The sequence below is a fragment of the Streptomyces sp. NPDC001868 genome (genome assembly GCF_040297125.1).
Classification (GTDB): domain Bacteria; phylum Actinomycetota; class Actinomycetes; order Streptomycetales; family Streptomycetaceae; genus Streptomyces.
The window spans coordinates 14,210-32,682 of sequence record NZ_JBEOYO010000047.1; the positions used below are offsets into that span (position 1 = coordinate 14,210).

Annotated in this window: 17 protein-coding genes; 9 read left to right on the forward strand and 8 right to left on the reverse strand. The window is 71.5% G+C overall.

Annotation, left to right across the window (positions count from 1 at the left end):
• Nucleotides 1–5 precede the first annotated feature (5 nt).
• Entirely contained in the window at nt 6–194 is a 189-nt protein-coding gene (locus ABT147_RS36380) for a tail-anchor membrane protein (RefSeq protein WP_045560506.1), read from the forward strand.
• A 47-nt stretch (nt 195–241) separates the two neighbouring features.
• Here ABT147_RS36380 and ABT147_RS36385 read toward each other — a convergent pair whose 3' ends face one another.
• The 3 genes from ABT147_RS36385 to ABT147_RS36395 form a co-directional block, all read right to left on the reverse strand.
• Nucleotides 242–1,105 carry a hypothetical protein gene (locus ABT147_RS36385; protein WP_351414359.1) on the reverse strand — a complete coding sequence of 288 codons (864 nt, stop codon included), beginning with the start codon at nt 1,103–1,105 and terminating at the stop codon, nt 242–244.
• 135 nt (nt 1,106–1,240) lie between these two features.
• Nucleotides 1,241–1,537, reverse strand: a complete 297-nt coding sequence (locus tag ABT147_RS36390; protein WP_351414361.1) for a hypothetical protein — start codon at nt 1,535–1,537, stop codon at nt 1,241–1,243.
• A 154-nt stretch (nt 1,538–1,691) separates the two neighbouring features.
• Nucleotides 1,692–2,291: a class I SAM-dependent methyltransferase gene (locus ABT147_RS36395; RefSeq protein ID WP_351414363.1), complete on the reverse strand. Its 600-nt coding sequence runs from the start codon at nt 2,289–2,291 to the stop codon at nt 1,692–1,694.
• 153 nt (nt 2,292–2,444) lie between these two features.
• Here ABT147_RS36395 and ABT147_RS36400 point away from each other — a divergent pair, with 153 nt between their 5' ends.
• The 7 genes from ABT147_RS36400 (at nt 2,445) to ABT147_RS36430 (ending at nt 9,316) form a co-directional block, all read left to right on the forward strand.
• A complete protein-coding gene (locus ABT147_RS36400) occupies nt 2,445–3,221 on the forward strand; it encodes an MHYT domain-containing protein (protein WP_351414365.1) in 777 nt (258 codons plus the stop codon).
• A gap of 54 nt (nt 3,222–3,275) precedes the next feature.
• Nucleotides 3,276–5,810 (forward strand): sensor histidine kinase, encoded by a 2,535-nt coding sequence (locus ABT147_RS36405; RefSeq protein ID WP_351414367.1) that lies wholly within the window; start codon nt 3,276–3,278, stop codon nt 5,808–5,810.
• Nucleotides 5,807–6,244 (forward strand): roadblock/LC7 domain-containing protein, encoded by a 438-nt coding sequence (locus ABT147_RS36410; protein ID WP_351414368.1) that lies wholly within the window; start codon nt 5,807–5,809, stop codon nt 6,242–6,244. Before ABT147_RS36405 ends, ABT147_RS36410 begins: the two co-directional genes overlap by 4 nt.
• Nucleotides 6,245–6,264: 20 nt before the next feature.
• Nucleotides 6,265–6,681, forward strand: a complete 417-nt coding sequence (locus tag ABT147_RS36415; RefSeq protein ID WP_351414369.1) for a DUF742 domain-containing protein — start codon at nt 6,265–6,267, stop codon at nt 6,679–6,681.
• A gap of 230 nt (nt 6,682–6,911) precedes the next feature.
• On the forward strand, nt 6,912–7,517 hold the full coding sequence (locus ABT147_RS36420) for a GTP-binding protein (RefSeq protein WP_351414370.1): 606 nt from the start codon (nt 6,912–6,914) through the stop codon (nt 7,515–7,517).
• A gap of 224 nt (nt 7,518–7,741) precedes the next feature.
• Nucleotides 7,742–8,155 (forward strand): roadblock/LC7 domain-containing protein, encoded by a 414-nt coding sequence (locus ABT147_RS36425; RefSeq protein WP_351414373.1) that lies wholly within the window; start codon nt 7,742–7,744, stop codon nt 8,153–8,155.
• Between the two features lie 129 nt (nt 8,156–8,284).
• The gene (locus ABT147_RS36430; RefSeq protein ID WP_351414376.1) at nt 8,285–9,316 is read left to right on the forward strand and encodes a DUF6397 family protein; all 1,032 of its coding nucleotides are present in this window, start codon (nt 8,285–8,287) and stop codon (nt 9,314–9,316) included.
• A 25-nt stretch (nt 9,317–9,341) separates the two neighbouring features.
• Here ABT147_RS36430 and ABT147_RS36435 read toward each other — a convergent pair whose 3' ends face one another.
• Together ABT147_RS36435 and ABT147_RS36440 are read right to left on the reverse strand one after the other, a co-directional pair.
• Nucleotides 9,342–10,217 (reverse strand): acyl-CoA thioesterase, encoded by an 876-nt coding sequence (locus ABT147_RS36435; RefSeq protein WP_351414378.1) that lies wholly within the window; start codon nt 10,215–10,217, stop codon nt 9,342–9,344.
• Between the two features lie 19 nt (nt 10,218–10,236).
• Complete coding sequence (locus tag ABT147_RS36440) at nt 10,237–12,750, reverse strand: DEAD/DEAH box helicase (protein ID WP_351414380.1); 2,514 nt, start codon at nt 12,748–12,750, stop codon at nt 10,237–10,239.
• A gap of 166 nt (nt 12,751–12,916) precedes the next feature.
• On the opposite strand from ABT147_RS36440, the gene ABT147_RS36445 reads away from it, so the two are divergent.
• Nucleotides 12,917–13,711, forward strand: a complete 795-nt coding sequence (locus ABT147_RS36445) for a metal-dependent hydrolase (protein ID WP_351414383.1) — start codon at nt 12,917–12,919, stop codon at nt 13,709–13,711.
• A gap of 44 nt (nt 13,712–13,755) precedes the next feature.
• Here the strand turns inward: ABT147_RS36445 and ABT147_RS36450 are convergent, their stop codons facing one another.
• The 3 genes from ABT147_RS36450 to ABT147_RS36460 form a co-directional block, all read right to left on the reverse strand.
• Nucleotides 13,756–14,220, reverse strand: a complete 465-nt coding sequence (locus ABT147_RS36450) for a DUF5709 domain-containing protein (RefSeq protein WP_351414385.1) — start codon at nt 14,218–14,220, stop codon at nt 13,756–13,758.
• Nucleotides 14,221–14,559: 339 nt separating this feature from the next.
• Entirely contained in the window at nt 14,560–16,341 is a 1,782-nt protein-coding gene (locus ABT147_RS36455; RefSeq protein WP_351414388.1) for an ABC transporter ATP-binding protein, read from the reverse strand.
• Nucleotides 16,338–18,284: an ABC transporter transmembrane domain-containing protein gene (locus ABT147_RS36460; RefSeq protein WP_351414390.1), complete on the reverse strand. Its 1,947-nt coding sequence runs from the start codon at nt 18,282–18,284 to the stop codon at nt 16,338–16,340. Before ABT147_RS36460 ends, ABT147_RS36455 begins: the two co-directional genes overlap by 4 nt.
• Nucleotides 18,285–18,473 lie beyond the last annotated feature (189 nt).

Sequence of the window (18,473 nt, forward strand, 5' to 3'; positions counted from 1 at the left end):
CAGAGATGTCGAAGAGTACGAAGATCGTCGCGGGGGGTGCGGCAATCGGGATCGTCCTGCTGATCCTGCTGCCGTTCCCCTTCTGGGCCAATCTCCTGATAGTCCTCGGGATCCCCACGGCCGCGTACCTCGCGCTGGACCCCTCACAGCGGCGCAGGCTGCGCCGGACCGGCCGCAAGGAGCTGGGCCGCTGAGGCGCCACCGGCCCGCCCGCCGGTGCGGGCCGGTGCGGCGCAAGGGCTCAGTTCGGGCGTACGGCGATCTTGTCGAGGGACTCCAGGAGGCCGGGCAGTTCCGGTCCCCGGCCCACCGGCAGCACTTCGCCGGGTTCCTCGTCGAGGAGGACGAACGCGATGTCGTCGGTTCTGGCCACCATCGACCAGCCGGGACCGTCGGCACGCAGTGTCCGGGCGTCGCCCGGCGCGAACGAGGAGCGGACGCGCCCGAGGGGCGGCGGGGACTCCACATACGCGCGTGCCTCCGCGAGAACGCGGCGGATGCCGGTGCGAGGGACGCCCTCGTCTGTCCCGGCACCGGTTTCCGTCCCGGCCTCCGTGGCGTCGCCTGTCGCCGCCCGGTCCGAGCCGTCCGGCCCGCCGAAGGCGGCGTCGTCGATCTGCTCCCGCCACATCGACCACTGCAGCGCGATCTCGTCGGCCCCCAGGCGCCGCTGGGCGGGACCCCAGGTGCCGGTGTCGGGCGGGCTCAGCGGGGGGCGGTCCGCGACCTCCGGGTCGGGGTCGTGCGGGGCGGGCACCCCCGGCGCCGCCACGGCGACCGCGAGCGGCCAGCCGGGCAGCGCGGCCACGACCGAGTCCTCGTCGGGTGACAGGTCGTACTCCATGCCGCAGTCCCACGACGCGATGGCCACGGCGACCAGCGACACGTCGTCCACCGCCACCGTCCACCGGGCGCCTTCGCCGTCCTGGCCCAGCACGATTCCGTACCCGTCGGCGAGCGGTGCGAGGCCGAGGGCCGCGCAGGCCTCCGGATAGTCGTCGCCCAGCACACTGGGGAAGTTCGCGGGCGTGAGCAGTACCGCCGTCAGCACATACAGCGCGTCGTCGTCCCCGGCGATGACGGCGTCGTCGTCCGTCCCGGCCATGCCGGCCCCCCTCGCTCTCGCTCGTCCGTCGGCGCACCCTAATGCGCCCGGCGGGCCCTTGTCACGAGCGAGAACCCCGTGCGGAGCCGCGGGTCCGGGTGGACAGGGGCGAATCGACCGGAGACCCTCACTCGTTCAGGCGGCGGGAAGCCCCAGAAGTGACCGCGCGACCGTCTGCGGCGACTCGTCCCGCTCTCGCGCGAGGGCGATGACCGCCCGGCACGCCAGTTCGCTGACCCCGAACGACAGCGCCTCGGGCGACACCCAGGTCACCGTCTCGTCGATCTGCTCCTGGTCGTCCTCGGCGCACGCCGAGATGTAGGCGGCGGCCGCCTCGAACAGGTTGTGCGTGCGCTTGACCTCCTGCGCGGCGGTCTCCGTGCGCAACGAGTCGAGGAATCTGCCGATGGACTTGCGAACACTGCCGAACATATGGGCTACCTACCCCCCGCGTCGGTATCACAGCTCGTTCCCCTCAACGTAGAGACGGAGCTGAGGCCACAGAAGGGGGAGGACCGGGTGAAGCGCAGCGAACGGCACATTCAGGACGACTGTGCGGCGCGGCCCTTCCCGGCGGCGCCGGGGCTCAGCCGGCGCGCGCGGCGAGCGCGAGGAAACGGGCGTCCTCGTCGACGTACGACGTCATGCGCCAGCCCGCCCCGGCCAGCAGCGGACGGAGGTTCGCCTCGGCCCGCAGGTCCTCCGGGGTGATCTGCCTCCCCTGACGCGCGGCGAGCGCCGCCCGGCCGATGGGGTGGAAGAGCGCCAGCGTGCCGCCCGGCCGGACCACTCTGGCCAGCTCCCGCAGGTTCTCGGTGGGATTCGGGAGGTGTGCGACGAGACCCGCGGCGAAGACCGCGTCCAGTGACTCCGAACACAACGGCAGGACGGCCACGTCGGCGAGCAGCAACTGCCCGTCGCGGTCCCGTCCGGCCCGCACGGCGGCCTCCAGCATGGCGGGTGTCAGATCGGCCCCGAGCACCACCCCGGAGGGGCCCACGGCGGCGCGCAACGGCGTCAGGGCCCGCCCCGTGCCGCACCCCGCGTCGAGCACCCGGTCGCCGTCGCCCAGGCCCAGCTCGGCGACCGCCGCGGCGTAGGCGGGTCCGTCGTCGGGAAACCGGGTGTCCCAATGGGCCGCGCGCGCCGAGAAGAACTCCTGGACATGTGTGTGGTCGTCGCTCATGCTCCGCATGATCCCGCACCGGAGAACGGCCAGGGGATGACGCACATGTTCGGGCGGCAGGCGATCGTTCCCGTGCATATATGCGCCACATTGCAGCACCTTTCGAAATGCGCCCCCTGCGTGCTCCCGTGCCCCCACTAGCGTCCCGGAGCCATGGGACACCTGGACCACGCCATCTTCGGCTGGCTGACCCCCGCGCTGTCGTACGTCATGGCCTGCATCGGCGCCGCCCTCGGACTGCGCTGCACGGTCCGGGCGCTCGGCGCCACCGGCAGGTCCCGCCGCAACTGGCTCGTCACCGCGGCCTCGGCGATCGGCACCGGCATCTGGACCATGCACTTCGTGGCGATGCTCGGCTTCGGCGTCAGCGGCACGGAGATCCGCTACGACGTACCGCTGACCATCCTGAGCCTCCTCGTCGCCATGATCGTGGTCTGCGCGGGAGTCTTCGCCGTCGGCTACGGCCGGGACCGCGCCCGGGCGCTCTTGTTGGGCGGGCTCACCACCGGCCTGGGCGTCGCGAGCATGCACTACCTGGGCATGGCGGCCGTACAACTGCACGGCGAGGTGACCTACGACCCGGCGCTCGTCGCGCTCTCCGTCGCGATCGCCGTCGTCGCGGCGACCGCCGCCCTCTGGGCGGCACTCAACATCGCGTCGCCCATCGCGGTCACCGTCGCGTCCCTGGTCATGGGCGGAGCGGTGAGCAGCATGCACTACACCGCGATGTGGGCGGTGCGTGTGGAGGTCACTCCGTCCGGGACGGTACTGCCCGGGGCCACGGCGATGCAGTTCATCTTCCCCCTCGCCGTCGGCCTCGGGTCCTACCTCTTCCTCACCTCGGCGTTCGTCGCGCTGTCACCGACGGCAGGGGAGCGCGAGGCATCCGCGTCGGCCCAGCAGCCGGTCGAGAACGCCGCCGCCCACTAGCCGCGCGGCGGCCTTCGAGACCCGCCCCTGTGAACCACTCCGATCGAGGAGGCCATGCGTACACCCCGCAGGACCCCGACAGCCGGCGCCGAGGCGCCGCCCCAGCCCGCGATACGTGGCCGCCGCGCCCACGCCGGACCTCCCGCCGACGAGCGCTTCGACCCCGACGGAACCGGCGCGCCCCCGACCGGGCCGCCCACGCGCGCGGGGCGATGGCATCTGCGCCCCCGCACCGTCCGGGCCAAGATCATCTGCCTGCTGATGGTGCCCGTCGTCTCCCTGCTCGCCCTGTGGGCCCACGCCACCGTGACCACCGCCCAGGACGTCGCCACCTTCCGGCAGTCGCAGCGCGTCCACGCCTCCGTACGCGGCCCGGTCGCCGACGCCGTCGCCGCCCTCCAGGCCGAGCGCGTGGCCGCCGTACGCTACGCCACCGGGCCCTCCACGGAGCGCGAGAGCACCCTGCGGAGCCTGTCGCGGCGCACCGAACGCGCGGTCGACGCACTGCGCCTGGGCGACCGGCACACCATCGCCGACGGCACCGACCTGCCCGCAGGAGTGGCGGAACGACTCGCCGGCTTCGTGACCGGAGCCGAACAACTGCGCGCGCTGCGGACGTCGGTGCTCGACCGCCGCAGCGGCTGGACCGAGACGTACGAGCGGTACACCACGACCATCTCCGCCGCCTTCGCCGTGGGCGGCGCGCTCACCGGAGTCCAGGACGCCGACCTCGGCTCCGACGCGCGCGTGCTGCTCGAGTTCTCCCGCGCGGGCGAGGCCCTGGCCCGGGAGGACACGCTCCTGGCCGGCGCCCGCCTGGCCGGAACCCTCGACCGCGAGCGGTTGCGCCTGTTCACCGGCGCCGTCGACACCCGCCGCACCCTGACCGAGGCCGCCGGCGCGGATCTGCGCGGCCCCGAACGGGCCGCCTGGCAGGAACTCGCCGGGGGACGCGCCTACGCCGACCTGCGCGCAGTCGAGGACAAGGTGCTCGCGAGCCACGCCGGAGCCCAGGCACTCGACGCCGCTCCCGAAGCGGCCTGGGAATCCGCCCACGCGCGCGTGCGGGACGGCATGCGCGGTATCGAGTCCGACGCCGGACGCCGGGTCGCCGAGCGGACCGACCCGTTCGCCCGTGCCCTGCTCACCCCGGCCGGGGCCGCCGTGCTTCTCGGGCTCGTCGCCGTCGCCGCCTCCCTCGTCATCTCCGTACGCATCGGACGCGGCCTGGTCGTCGAGCTGGTGAGCCTGCGCAACGGCGCCCTGGAGATCGCCCGCCGCAAACTGCCGCACGCCATGCGCAAACTGCGCGCCGGAGAGGAGATCGACGTCGACATCGAGGCCCCGCCCGGGCCACCCGCGGAGGACGAGACCGGTCAGGTCGCCGAGGCCCTCGGCACCGTGCACCGGGCGGCCCTCCGAGCGGCCGTCGAGCGTGCCGAACTCGCGGGCGGCATCTCCGGGGTCTTCGTCAACCTCGCCCGCCGCAGCCAGGTCCTCGTGCACCGCCAACTGAGCCTGCTCGACAGCATGGAACGCCGCTCCGACGATCCCGACGAACTCAGCGACCTCTTCCGCCTCGACCACCTCACCACACGTATGCGGCGCCACGCGGAGAGCCTGATCATCCTTTCCGGAGCCGCTCCGGGCCGCGCCTGGCGCATGCCCGTCTCCCTGACCAACGTGGTCCGCGCGGCCGTCTCCGAGATCGAGGACTACGCGCGCGTGGAGGTACGGCAACTCCCCGAGGCGAAGATCGTCGGCACCGCGGTCGCCGACCTCACCCACCTCCTGGCGGAACTGGTGGAGAACGCCGCCCAGTTCTCGCCGCCCCACACGCGCGTGCGGATCACCGGGGAACCGGTCGGCAACGGATACGCAGTGGAGGTCGAGGACCGGGGGCTCGGCATGGGCAAGCAGACGCTCACCGAGGCCAACCGGCGGATCGAACAGTCCGAGGCCCTCGACCTGTTCGACAGCGACCGGCTCGGCCTGTTCGTGGTGAGCCGGCTCTCCGCCCGCCACGGCATCAAGGTCCACCTGCGGACCTCGCCCTACGGCGGCACGACCGCGGTGGTCCTCCTCCCCACCGACCTGCTGCACAACGGTGTGCCGGAACGTTCCCCCCGAGCCGCCGCCGAAGCAGGGCCTCGACCCGAGGAACGCGAGTACGCGCGCGTGGCCGCGGTCCCGCACCAGGAACCCGTCGAACAGGCCACCGACCGGCGTGCCCTCATCGCCCCCGTCGCCTCCGCCGGGCCCACCACGGCGGACGGCCCGCCCGAGCCGCCGCCCGGCGTCACCGCTCTACGGCCGCACCGCCACCCACCGGAACCGGAACGCACCGACGAACTGCCCCGCCGCGTACGCCAGGCGCACCTCGCCCCCCAACTGCGCGAACAGCGCACCGGGCAATCCGCGTCGGCGGCGCCCTCCCGGGCCGACGACGCACGCACTCCGGAACTCGTACGAGACCGCTTCGCGGCCTACCGCGACGGCTGGGTGCGAGGCGGCGGCAGGGCACCCGGCCCGAACGTCACTCACGGCCCCGCGATGGACAGCGACAGCAGCGAAGGAGACCCCGCATGATCCAGGACCCGATCACCAGGGCCGGCGAACGGTCCGGTGAACTCGACTGGCTGCTGGACGACTTGGTACTGCGCGTACACGAGGTACGGCACGCCGTGGTGCTGTCCAACGACGGACTCGCGGTCGGCGCCTCCAGTGACCTCAAACGCGAGGACGCCGAGCACCTCGCCGCCGTCGCCTCCGGCTTCCACAGCCTCGCCAAGGGCGCCGGCCGCCACTTCGGCGCCGGCGGCGTACGCCAGACCATGGTGGAGATGGACGACGGCTTCCTCTTCGTGGCCGCCGCCGGTGACGGCTCCTGTCTCGCCGTCCTCACCTCCGTCACGGCCGACATCGGGCTGGTGGCGTACGAGATGGCACGGTTGGTGAAACGCGTCGGAGAGCACCTCCACACACCGACCCGCGCCGGCGCGCGCCCGCCCGCGGCCGGATGAACCAGGGACGGGCCGTGCTCATGACCGAAGGCAGCACAGGCGCTTCGCACGAGCCGCCGGGCGGCCGGTGGTACGACAACGAGGCCGGGCCGCTCGTCCGCCCCTACGCCATGACGGGCGGACGCACCAAGCCCGGCCCGAGCGGGGCCCGCTTCGACCTGATCGCACTGGTCTCGCTCGACACCGCCACACCCGGGGGCGACGACGACACCTCGCTCGGCCCGGAACACCGCGCCCTCGTCGAACTGTGCCGAACCGAGACCCAGTCGGTCGCCGAACTCGCCGCGGGCGCCGACCTGCCCGTCGGTGTGGTGCGGGTACTCCTCGGTGACCTTCTGGAACTGGGCCGTCTCACCGTCAGCCGCCCCGTGCCGCCCGCGCAACTGCCGGACGAGCGGATCCTGCGCGAGGTGATCGAGGGGCTGAGGGCGCTGTAGATGAACAGGAGCAGGGGGCCGGCCCGTACCGACTTGTGCGTCCAACCCGGCACCGAATGTACACAAAGCAGTCATTGGCGTGAAAAACCGGTCCAACGCCCCACGGAAGAGTGGCAGTTGCCATGATGCTGACTCCTCGCAGCCGTACGGACACGACCGCACGGACACAACCACCCCCAGACAGCCGTACCGATGTCGACCGCGGCCGACACTCCCGAGAGAAGTGATCGATGGTCTCCGAGCACTCGGATGAGACAGAGGGCGACACGGGCGCCCTGGCACTGAAGATCCTCGTCGCCGGTGGGTTCGGCGTGGGCAAGACCACTCTGGTCGGCGCGGTCAGCGAGATCAGGCCGCTGCGCACCGAGGAACTGCTGAGCGAGGTGGGCCAGTCGGTGGACGACACCGACGGGGTGGACCAGAAGGTCACCACCACCGTCGCCATGGACTTCGGCCGCATCACCATCAGGTCCGGGCTCTCGCTCTACCTGTTCGGCACACCGGGCCAGGACCGGTTCTGGTTCCTGTGGGACGAACTGGCGCAAGGGGCCTTAGGTGCCGTCGTCCTCGCGGACACGAGGCGACTCCAGGACTGCTTCCCGGCCGTCGACTACTTCGAGCACCGCCACATCCCGTTCGTGGTCGCCGTCAACTGCTTCTCGGGCGCCCGCGCGTATGGCGCCCCCGACGTCTCCCGCGCTCTCGACCTCGACCAGGGCACCCCCGTGGTCCTGTGCGACGCCCGGGACCGTGACTCCGGGAAGGAAGTACTGATACGGCTCGTCGAATACGCCGGACGGATGCACACCGCCCGGCTGCTCGACTCCGTGAGCTGATGCGACGTCAATACAGGTGTTTCTGGCCGGTTTCCGTCCCTCGACGCCGCTGTTTCGGGTGGGGAAGCGCCCGTTGTCGCTGTTCGCGAAGAAGGCCCGGCATTCTTTGTCGGTCATCTTCCTTGCCAAGTCCCCATCCTGCTTGCTCCGGCGCCGACGGTGGGGAAGGCTGAATCGTCGGATCCTCCTCGCCAGGGGGAACGACGAAACGGGGAGTGCGAGCGATGGCGCAGAACGCGGGACTCGGTTGGCTGCTCGACGACCTGACCGAGCGCGTGGAACCGATACGGCACGCTCTGGTGCTGTCCACCGACGGACTCGTCACCGCGGCGAGCACCGGCCTGCGGCGCGAGGACTCCGAACACCTCGCAGCGGTCTCGTCGGGACTGCACAGCCTCGCCAAGGGCTCGGGTCGCCACTTCGGCGCCGGTGACGTACGGCAGACGATGATCGAGTTCGACGACGCGGTGCTCTTCGTCACCGCGGCCGGACCGGGCAGTTGTCTGTGCGTGCTCAGCGCCGCGGAGGCGGACATCGGTCAGATCGCGTACGAGATGACGCTGCTGGTGAACCGTGTCGGCGAACACCTCGCAGTGGATGCCCGCCAGCCCGAACGTTCGGCGTCCATAGACCGCTGACCTGCTGTTTTCGCCACAGCGTGCGGAGTTATCCACAGGCCCACCACGACTTTCGGCGATCGGGCTACGGTTTTTCCCGAGGCGAGCGCGAGACAGCGCGAGCACCGCACCACACGGGGGAGAACCACCATGTCCGGCGACACCATCACGCGATCCGCCCCGCACCGCACGACCACCGAGCCCGTCACACCCACCACACCGAGCACCACGCCGACACCGGCCGGGGCGACCGGCCGCACCCTCGCACCGAGCCGTGCCGCCCGCGAACTGGGCCTGAAACGAAGCGAACTCGACCTCGCCGTCCACCTGGGCTGCCTACGAACAGTCGTCGACGACGGAGGCGGAGGCCGTCGGATCCCACAAACGGAGATCGGCCGGCTCCGTGCCGAGGAGGGCTTCCCGGAAGCGCTGAGGGAACGGATCGAGGCCGTGGGTTCCCGCACAGCCGCCGAAATCCTGGGCGTGTCGGCCTCTCGGTTCATGCGTCTCGCACGGCTGGGACTGGTCACGCCGGTCAAGTTCTATCTCAACCGCTACCGCGCCGTGGTCTGGCTCTATCTGGCGGTCGAACTACGGCAGTTCGCGGCCGACGAGAAGAACGCCCCCTGGCTGACGGGCCGTATCCCGGAGGAGCTGAGGCATCGATTGACCGCTGGGCTGGACCTGCGCCCCCGGAACTGGCGGGGACGGCATCTCGGATTCCTGCTGCGGCAGGCCGACGACCCCTGGAAGCGGGCTGCCGCTCCGGCCTCCCTGCTCGATCCCCTCCAGGTCGCGCAGATCGTCCAGGATCCTTACGAGCGCGCCCACTTGAACAGTCATCTGCCCGCCCGGGCCGACCACGGTCCGCCCGACTCGCCCGCCGCACAGATCACCGCGCGGATCATGACGGCGGACGACCCCGACGAGATCGAATGGCTGCGGACGGACCTGCGACAGTCCCTGGCCGAGGCCCGAGCCCACCGACTCGCGCCGAGGTCCCGCCGGAAACTGCCGGCGGCGACAGCCGCCGACCGGCACGGGACACCCGTGGCCACAGCACGATCCGGGCCGCACCCGCGTAAGGCCGGGCGGCGGCCCGGGAAACGGCGGCCGACAACGGCCACGGCCCCCGAAGGGCGAAGCCGCCTGCTGGGATGGCTCCGGCGCGGAAAACCCTGACCCGCGGAAACCCCTGACCCACAGGTCAGACGTCGAGCTTGCGGAACAGCCCTTCCTGGACCACCGACACGAGCAGACGGCCCTCCAGGTCGTAGATGCGGCCGCGGGCCAGTCCGCGACCGCCCACCGCGATCGGGGACTCCTGGTCGTAGAGGAACCACTCGTCCGCGCGGAACGGCCGGTGGAACCACATGGCGTGGTCCAGCGACGCCATGTCGAAGCCACGCGGGCCCCAGAGGGGCTCGACCGGGATACGGACGGCGTCCAGAAGGGTCATGTCGCTGGCGTACGTCAGCGCACAGGTGTGCACGAGCGGGTCGTCCCCCAGAGGGCCCACCGCCCGCATCCACACCGCACTGCGCGGCTCGGCGTTCTCGATCTCCTCGGGGGTCCAGCGCAGCCGGTCGACATACCGGATGTCGAAGGGCTGACGCCGGGCCATGCGCTCCAACTGCTCGGGAAGCGTGCCCAGATGCTCGGTGATCTCCTGCGTCACCGTCGGCAGCGACTCGGGGTCCGGCACCTTCCGGGCCGGCGGCAGCTGGTGCTCGAAGCTCCCCTCTTCAGGCTTGTGAAAGGAGGCGGTCAGATTGAAGATCGTGCGGCCCTGCTGGACTGCGGTGACCCGACGCGTGGTGAACGACCGCCCGTCGCGGACCCGCTCGACCTGGTACACGATCGGCACGCCCGGACGGCCCGGGCGCAGGAAGTACGCGTGCAACGAATGCACCGGCCGGTCGCCCTCCGTGGTGCGCCCGGCGGCCACCAGCGCCTGGCCGGCGACCTGGCCGCCGAAGACACGCTGCAGGGACTCCTGCGGGCTGCGCCCACGGAAGATGTTGACCTCGATCTGCTCCAGGTCGAGCAGGTCGACGAGCCGCTCGGCGGGGTTGGTCGTCATGTACTGGCCTCTCCTGTGCTCACAACTGACCGACGTCGGTGACCTTGACGACGGCGCGTCCCTCGGCGTCGGAGGCCGCGAGGTCGACCTCCGCGCTGATGCCCCAGTCATGATCGCCGTTCGGGTCGGCGAAGGTCTGCCGGACGCGCCACAGCCCGTTCTGCGGCTCCTCCTCGATCATCAACAGCCGGGGGCCACGGGCGTCGGGACCCGTACCGAGCTCTTCGTACTCGTCCCAGTACTTGTCCATCGCCTCGCCCCACCGCTCGGCGTCCCAGCCGGACTCGGCGTCCATCTCACCCAGCTCGCCCACCTGGTCGAGCGCGGCGAGCTCGACACGGCGGAACATGGCGTTGCGGACGAGGACACGGAAGGCACGCGCGTTGGCGGTGACCGGCTTGACCTGGTCGGCCTTCTCCTGGGCCTCCTCGGCCGTCATCTCCTCGGGGTTGGCCAGCTGTTCCCACTCGTCGAGGAGGCTGGAGTCGACCTGGCGCACCATCTCACCGAGCCAGGCGATCAGGTCCTCCAGGTCCTCCGACTTCAGGTCGTCGGGGACGGTGTGGTCGAGGGCCTTGAAGGCGCCGGCGAGGTAGCGCAGCACGATGCCCTCGGTGCGGGCCAGCTCGTAGTGGGAGGTCAACTCCGTGAAGGACATGGCCCGTTCGTACATGTCCCGGATCACCGACTTCGGCGACAGGGGATGGTCGCCGACCCAGGGGTGGCTCTTGCGGTACGTGTCGTACGCGTGGAAGAGCAGCTCTTCCAGCGGCTTGGGGTAGCTGACGTCCTGGAGCCGCTCCATGCGCTCCTCGTACTCGACCCCGTCGGCCTTCATCGCGGCCACGGCCTCGCCGCGTGCCTTGTTCTGCTGGGCGGCGAGGATCTGGCGCGGATCGTCCAGCGTCGACTCCACGACGGAGACCATGTCGAGGGCGTACGACGGCGACTCCGGGTCGAGCAGCTCGAACGCGGCCAGCGCGAAGGTGGACAGCGGCTGGTTGAGCGCGAAGTCCTGCTGCAGATCGACCGTCAGCCGGACGATGCGGCCCTCGGCGTCCGGCTGGTCGAGCTTCTCGACGATGCCGCCGTCCAGGAGCGACCGGTAGATCGCGATCGCTCGGCGGATGTGCCGCAGCTGCTGTTTGCGCGGCTCGTGGTTGTCCTCCAGCAGATGGCGCATCGCCTCGAAGGCGTTGCCCGGCCGGGCGATCACCGACAGCAGCATCGTGTGGGTGACCCGGAAGCGGGAGGTGAGCGGTTCCGGGTCGGAGGAGATGAGCTTCTCGAAGGTGTTGTCGGTCCAGCCGACGAACCCCTCGGGCGCCTTCTTGCGAACCACCTTGCGACGCTTCTTCGGGTCGTCACCGGCCTTGGCGAGCGCCTTCTCGTTCTCGATGACATGCTCGGGCGCCTGCCCCACCACGTAGCCCGCCGTGTCGAAGCCGGCCCGCCCGGCACGCCCCGCGATCTGGTGGAACTCACGGGCCCGCAGCGTCCGCACCCGGTTGCCGTCGTACTTGGTGAGGGCGGTGAACAGCACGGTGCGAATGGGGACGTTGACGCCGACGCCGAGCGTGTCCGTGCCGCAGATGACCTTCAACAGACCGGCCTGGGCCAGCTTCTCCACCAGGCGTCGGTACTTGGGCAGCATGCCGGCATGGTGGACGCCGATGCCGTGGCGCACGTAACGGGAGAGGTTGCGGCCGAACTTGGTGGTGAAGCGGAAGCCGCCGATCAGCTCGGCGATCTGGTCCTTCTCCTCCCGCGTGCACATGTTGATGCTCATCAGCGCCTGCGCCCGCTCCACGGCCTGCGCCTGGGTGAAGTGCACGATGTAGACGGGAGCCTGCTTGGTGGCGAGCAGCTCCGTGATCGTCTCCGTCAGCGGGGTCAGCACGTACTCGTAGGAGAGCGGTACCGGACGCGTCGCCGAGCGGACCACCGAGGTGGGGCGGCCGGTGCGCCGGGTGAGGTCCTTCTCGAACATCGAGACGTCGCCGAGCGTCGCCGACATCAGGATGAACTGGGCCTGCGGCAGTTCCAGGATCGGGATCTGCCAGGCCCAGCCGCGGTCGGCCTCCGCGTAGAAGTGGAACTCGTCCATCACGACCTGGCCGACGTCGGCGTGCTTTCCGTCGCGCAGCGCGATGGACGCCAGCACCTCGGCGGTGCAGCAGATGACGGGGGCGTCGGCGTTCACGGAGGCGTCGCCGGTGAGCATGCCGACGTTCTCGGTGCCGAAGATCTTGCACAGCTCGAAGAACTTCTCCGACACCAGCGCCTTGATCGGAGCCGTGTAGAAGGTGACCTCGTCCCGGGCGAGGGCCGCGAAGTGCGCACCCGCCGCGATCATGCTCTTGCCGGAGCCGGTGGGCGTCGACACGATCACGTTCGCACCGGAGACCACCTCGATGAGCGCCTCCTCCTGATGGGGGTAGAGGGTGAGACCGCGTTCCTGGGCCCACGACTCGAAGGCTTCGTAGAGGGCGTCGGGGTCGGCGGTCCGCGGCAGCTGATCGATGAGGGTCACGCCCCCATCTTGCCTGTCCGCGCACCCGATGGGGGAATCGGATGCCGGACCGAAGATCGCGAACGCTACGCTGTGGCGCCGACGGAACGTCAGCGCACCTGGACAACTGGACAGCGGCACAAGGCGCCTGGACAGCGGCACGAACGGAATGGGACGGGGCACGGCCATGATGGGACCAGCACACTCACTGTCGGGAGCCGCGGCCTGGCTCGGCGTAGGGGCGGCAGCGGCCGCCGCCGGGCACACGATGCCCTGGCCGGTCCTCCTGGTCGGTGCGCTGATCTGCGCGGGTGCCGCGCTCGCCCCGGACCTGGACCACAAGGCGGCCACGATCTCGCGCTCCTTCGGTCCGCTGTCGCGCTGGGTCTGCGAGATCGTCGACAAACTCTCGTACGCCGTCTACAAGGCGACGAAGAAGCAGGGCGACCCGCGGCGCTCGGGCGGGCACCGCACGCTCACGCACACCTGGCTGTGGGCGGCGCTGCTCGGCGCCGGCGCCTCCGCCGTCGCGATCACCGGTGGCCGCTGGGCGGTGCTGGCGCTCCTCTTCGTGCACATGGTGCTGGCCATCGAAGGCCTGCTGTGGCGGGCGGCCCGGGGATCGAGCAGCGATGTGCTGGTGTGGCTGCTGGCCGCGACCAGTGCCTGGATCCTCGCGGGTGTCCTGGACAAGCCGGGCAACGGGGCGGACTGGCTGTTCACGCAGCCGGGCCAGGAGTATCTGTGGCTCGGGCTGCCGATCGTGCTCGGTGCCCTGGTGCACGACATCGGGGACTCGCTGACCGTGTCGGGCTGCCCGATCCTGTGGCCGATACCGATAGGGCGCAAGCGCTGGTACCCCTTGGGCCCGCCGAAGGCGATGCGTTTCCGGGCCGGCAGCTGGGTGGAGCTGCGGGTGCTGATGCCCGTGTTCATGGTGCTCGGGGGAGTGGGCGCGGCGGCAGCGCTGAACGTCATCTGACGCACCGCTCGACCCCGGCCGCCATGCTGCGGGCCGGGTCGGGCCTACGGGGAATCCTCGTCCACGATGTGCATCGCCGCCTCCTCGGCGGAGGACGCCGCGCCGTCGATGCCCACGTCGGTGGCGATCAGCCCGCTCTCCTCGTCCTCGTGCGCGCCCTGGTCGGGGGCGACGAGACGGCCGGAGCGGAGGTCTCCCACCTCGTTGTCCAGGGGCTCGCCGTCGGTGTCCTGGGAGTCGCCGATACCGTCCCCGTCGGGGTAGGCGACGTCGGGGAGCTCCTCGGCGAGGCGTTGCTCCAGGGTCTCGCCGCGCAGCCGCTCCGCCGCGGTCACACCGGTGTGCTCCACCGCCCAGGGCCGCTCCGGTGGGGACCAGCCCCGGTCCAGGGGGTCGGCCACACCGTCGGCGACCAGGGTGTCCTCGGCGTCCAGCAGCCCCGCGTCGTCCTGGATCTCGGATCCGTCTGGCTGGTAGACGTCGTCTCCCCAACCGCCGGCTCTGTCCACGGGTACCTCCAGTGGTGGGACGGGCCCGGTGCCACCGCTCGGCGACGGTGGGCGCGCGGACCGCTGGGCGGCGGTCCGAACCCCGCGAACCGGGCGGCTCACGGGCGTCCCCCGAATCAGTGCCCACCACCAGACTTCCACTCGCGTTCGGCACCGCGCAACGGCAGGGGTCCGCAGGCCGCGGGACACCCCGACCGCCGCCCGCCGTCGGGGCCGGGTCCGGGCCGGGTCCGGCGGCAGGACACGGCCCTTGCGATGCCGCGGGCCCCCGCCCGGGCCCGGGCGGGGGATCATGCGGCGAGGGCCACCACACCCGCGACGGCCTTTGACCGGCGCAGGTCAGCCGTGCCACGACCTCCACAGGGCGGCGTAGGCGCCGTCCGCCTCGACCAGCTGGTCATGGCTGCCCAGTTCGCTGATGCGGCCGTTCTCGACGACGGCGATGACGTCGGCGTCGTGGGCGGTGTGCAGCCGGTGGGCGATGGCGACGACGGTGCGGCCGTCGAGGACGCGGGCGAGGGAGCGTTCCAGATGGCGGGCCGCGCGTGGGTCGAGGAGCGAGGTCGCCTCGTCCAGGACCAGCGTGTGCGGGTCGGCGAGGACCAGCCGGGCCAGCGCGATCTGCTGGGCCTGCGCCGGGGTGAGCGCGAAGCCGCCCGAGCCGACCTCGGTGTCCAGGCCCTCGTCCAGCGCCTGTGCCCAGGTGTCGGCGTCGACCGCGCCCAGGGCCGCCCACAGCTCGGCGTCCTGCGCACCCGTGCGGGCGAGGAGCAGATTGTCGCGCAGGGAGCCGACGAACACATGGTGCTCCTGGTTGACCAGCGCCACATGGGAGCGGACGTCCTCGGCGGGCATCCGGGACAGCTCGGCGCCACCCAGGGTGATGCGGCCGTCGCGGGGCGCGTAGATCCCGGCGAGGAGCCTGCCCAGGGTCGACTTGCCCGCGCCGGACGGGCCGACGAGGGCGAGCCGGGTGCCGGGAGCGACCTCCAGGGACACCTTGCGCAGCACGTCGACGCCTTCGCGGTAGCCGAAGCGCACCTGGTCGGCGTGGACGTGACGACCCTCGGGGGCCACGGCCGGGTCGCCGGCGTCCGGCTCGATGTCCCGCACACCGACCAGGCGGGCCAGCGACACCTCGGCGATCTGCAGCTCGTCGTACCAGCGCAGGATCAGGTTGATCGGGTCGACGAGCATCTGGGCGATGAGCGCGCCCGTGGTCAGCTGGCCGAGCCCGATCCAGCCCTGCAGGACGAACACCCCGCCGATGATCAGGACCGAGCCGAGGATCGTGGTGTGCGTGAGGTTGAGGACCGGGAAGAGCACCGACCGGAGCCACAGGGTGTACCGCTCCCACGCCGTCCATTCGCGGACACGCTGGTTGGACAGCTCGATGCGGCGGGCGCCGAGGCGGTGGGCCTCGACGGTGCGGCCGGCGTCCACGGTCTCCGCGAGGACGGCGGCGACGGCGGCGTACCCGGCGGACTCCGAGCGGTAGGCGGAGGGGGCGCGCTTGAAGTACCAGCGGCAGCCGACCACCAGCAGCGGCAGGGCCAGCAGGACGGCGAGAGCCAGTGGGGGTGCGGTCACGGCGAGTCCGCCGAGGAGCAGGGCCACCCACACGACGCCGATCGCCAGCTGGGGCACGGCCTCGCGCATGGCGTTGGCGAGCCGGTCGATGTCCGTGGTGATGCGGGAGAGCAGGTCACCCGTGCCGGCGCGTTCCAGGACGCCCGGCGGCAGTCCGACCGACCGTACGAGGAAGTCCTCACGGAGGTCGGCCAGCATCCGCTCACCGAGCATGGCGCCGCGCAGCCGCACCTCCCGTACGAAGACTGCCTGGATGACGAGGGCGACGACGAACACCGTCGCCGTGAGTTCCAGATGGAGTTCGCGGGCCCCGTCGGAGACGCGTTCGACCAGGGCACCGAGCAGGTAGGGGCCCGCCATCGAGGCCACGACGGCGATCGTGTTCACGGTGATGAGCAGGACGAAGGCCCTGCGGTGCCGGCGGAACAGTTCGGCCACGTAGGCGCGGACGGTCGCGGTGGCGCCGACGGGCAGGGTGTTCGCCGTTTTCGGGGTGGCCGGGTCGTAGGCCGGTGGCGCCACGCCGATCATGCGGTCTCCTCGATCTCTTCCAGTTCGTCCAGCACGTCGCTGAGGGTGCTCCTGCGCTCCGGCGGTCGGCCCGCGACGGCAGGGTTCTTGGTGGTCTCGGCGCCCGGAGCCGCCTTCCGGTCGGACCCGTCGGCCGTAGTCGCCCGCGTCCCTGGCCCGTCGGCCGCTGCCGCCTCCGTCCTCGCCTCCGCCCCGGTGGCCGAGGCAGCTTCCTCGTCGGTCTCGCGGGTGACGACGGCCCGGTATCGGGGGTCCTTGTGCACCAGATCGCGGTGCAGGCCCACGGCCGCGACCTCGCCGTCGTGTACGAGGACGACGCGTTCGGCGAGGTCCAGGAGGAGGGGCGAGGAGGTGAAGACGACCGTCGTGCTGCCCGCCCGCAGTGACCGGATGCCGTCGGCGACCCGGGCCTCGGTGTGCGAGTCGACGGCGGAGGTCGGCTCGTCCAGGACCAGCACGCCCGGGTCCGTGATCAGGGACCGGGCGAGCGCGAGCCGCTGGCGCTGGCCGCCGGACAGGGACCGGCCACGCTCGGTGATCCGCGCGTCCATCGGGTCCTCGGCGTCCAGCGACCCCTGGGCCAGCGCTTCCAGCACGTCACCGCACTGGGCGGCGGTCAGCGCCTCCTCGGCGGTGACCGCGCCCGAGGAGGGGACGTCGAGGAGTTCGCGCAGTGTGCCGGAGAGCAGCACCGGGTCCTTGTCCTGGACGAGGACGGCCGTGCGGGCGGAGGCGAGGGGCAGTTCGTCGAGCGGGACGCCGCCCAGGAGCACGGAGGCGCCCTCCTCGGCGGCATGGCCGCCCAGCCGTTCCGCCAGTCGTCCGGCCGCGTCCGGGTCGCCGCACACCACTGCGGTGAGGCAGCCGGCGGGCGCGAGCAGACCGGTCGCCGGGTCGTACAGGTCTCCGGTGGGCACGGCGGCCTCGCGGGACCCCTCGGTGTCCGTGGCCCGCTCCAGCGACAGCACCCGGGCGGCCCGCTTGGCGGACGGACGGGAGAAGGAGTACGCCATCGCGATCTCCTCGAAGTGCCTGAGCGGATACGTCAGCAGCATGACCGCGCTGTACACCGTGACCAGTTCGCCGATCGTGATCCGGCCCTCGCGGGCGAGACCCACGCCGTGCAGGACGACCGCGATCATCAGCAGCCCCGGCAGCAGCACCTGCATGCCCGAGATCAGGGCCCACATACGGGCGCTGCGGACGGCTGCGTGGCGGACCTCCTGGGAGGCGCGGCGGTAGCGGTCCAGGAAGAGGTCCTCGCCGCCGATGCCGCGCAGGACACGCAGGCCCGCGACGGTGTCGGAGGCCAGCTCGGTGGCGCGGCCCGCCTTCTCGCGCTGGAAGTCGGCACGCCGGGTCGCGCGGGGCAGCAGCGGCAGGGCGGCCAGGGCGAGGACGGGGACGCCCACGGCGACGACGATGCCGAGCGCGGGCTGATAGACGACCAGACCGACGCAGACCAGCACCACGGTGAGGGCGGCGGCGGTGAAGCGGGAGACGGCCTCGACGAACCACCCGATCTTCTCGACATCGCCCGTGGAGACCGCGACGACCTCACCGGCCGCCATCCGACGCGTCAGCGCCGAGCCGAGCTGGGCGGTCTTGCGGGCCAGCAGCTGCTGGACGCGCGCGGCCGCCGTGATCCAGTTGGTGACCGCCGACCGGTGCAGGAAGGTGTCGCCCAGCGCGATGGTGAATCCGCACAGCACCAGCAGTACGCCGGCGAGGGCGAGCCGGGACCCGGAGTGGTCGACCACGGCCTGGACGGCGAAGCCGACGCAGAACGGCAGCCCGGCCACGGAGGTGAAGTGCAGCAACCCCCATGCCAGCGCCTTGAACTGTCCGCCGAGCTGATTCCGGCCGAGCCACCACAGGAATCGGGGACCCGAGCGTGCGTCCGGCACACCTGGGTCTTGATACGGAAGGTCTTGAATCTGCATGACGTCCCAGAGGCTCGTGTCAGGGTGGGGGAGAAGTGGGGGAGAAGTGGGGAGAAAAGGGGCGGCGAAGGGCGACGACCGGCCGTGAAAGGTTCGCGTCGCAGCGTGGTCGGAAGCAAACGGTTTTCCGGTGCCGGGCAAAGTTTCGGCCTGGACAACCCGTGTGCGGCCCGGCACGCGGGGCGGCGG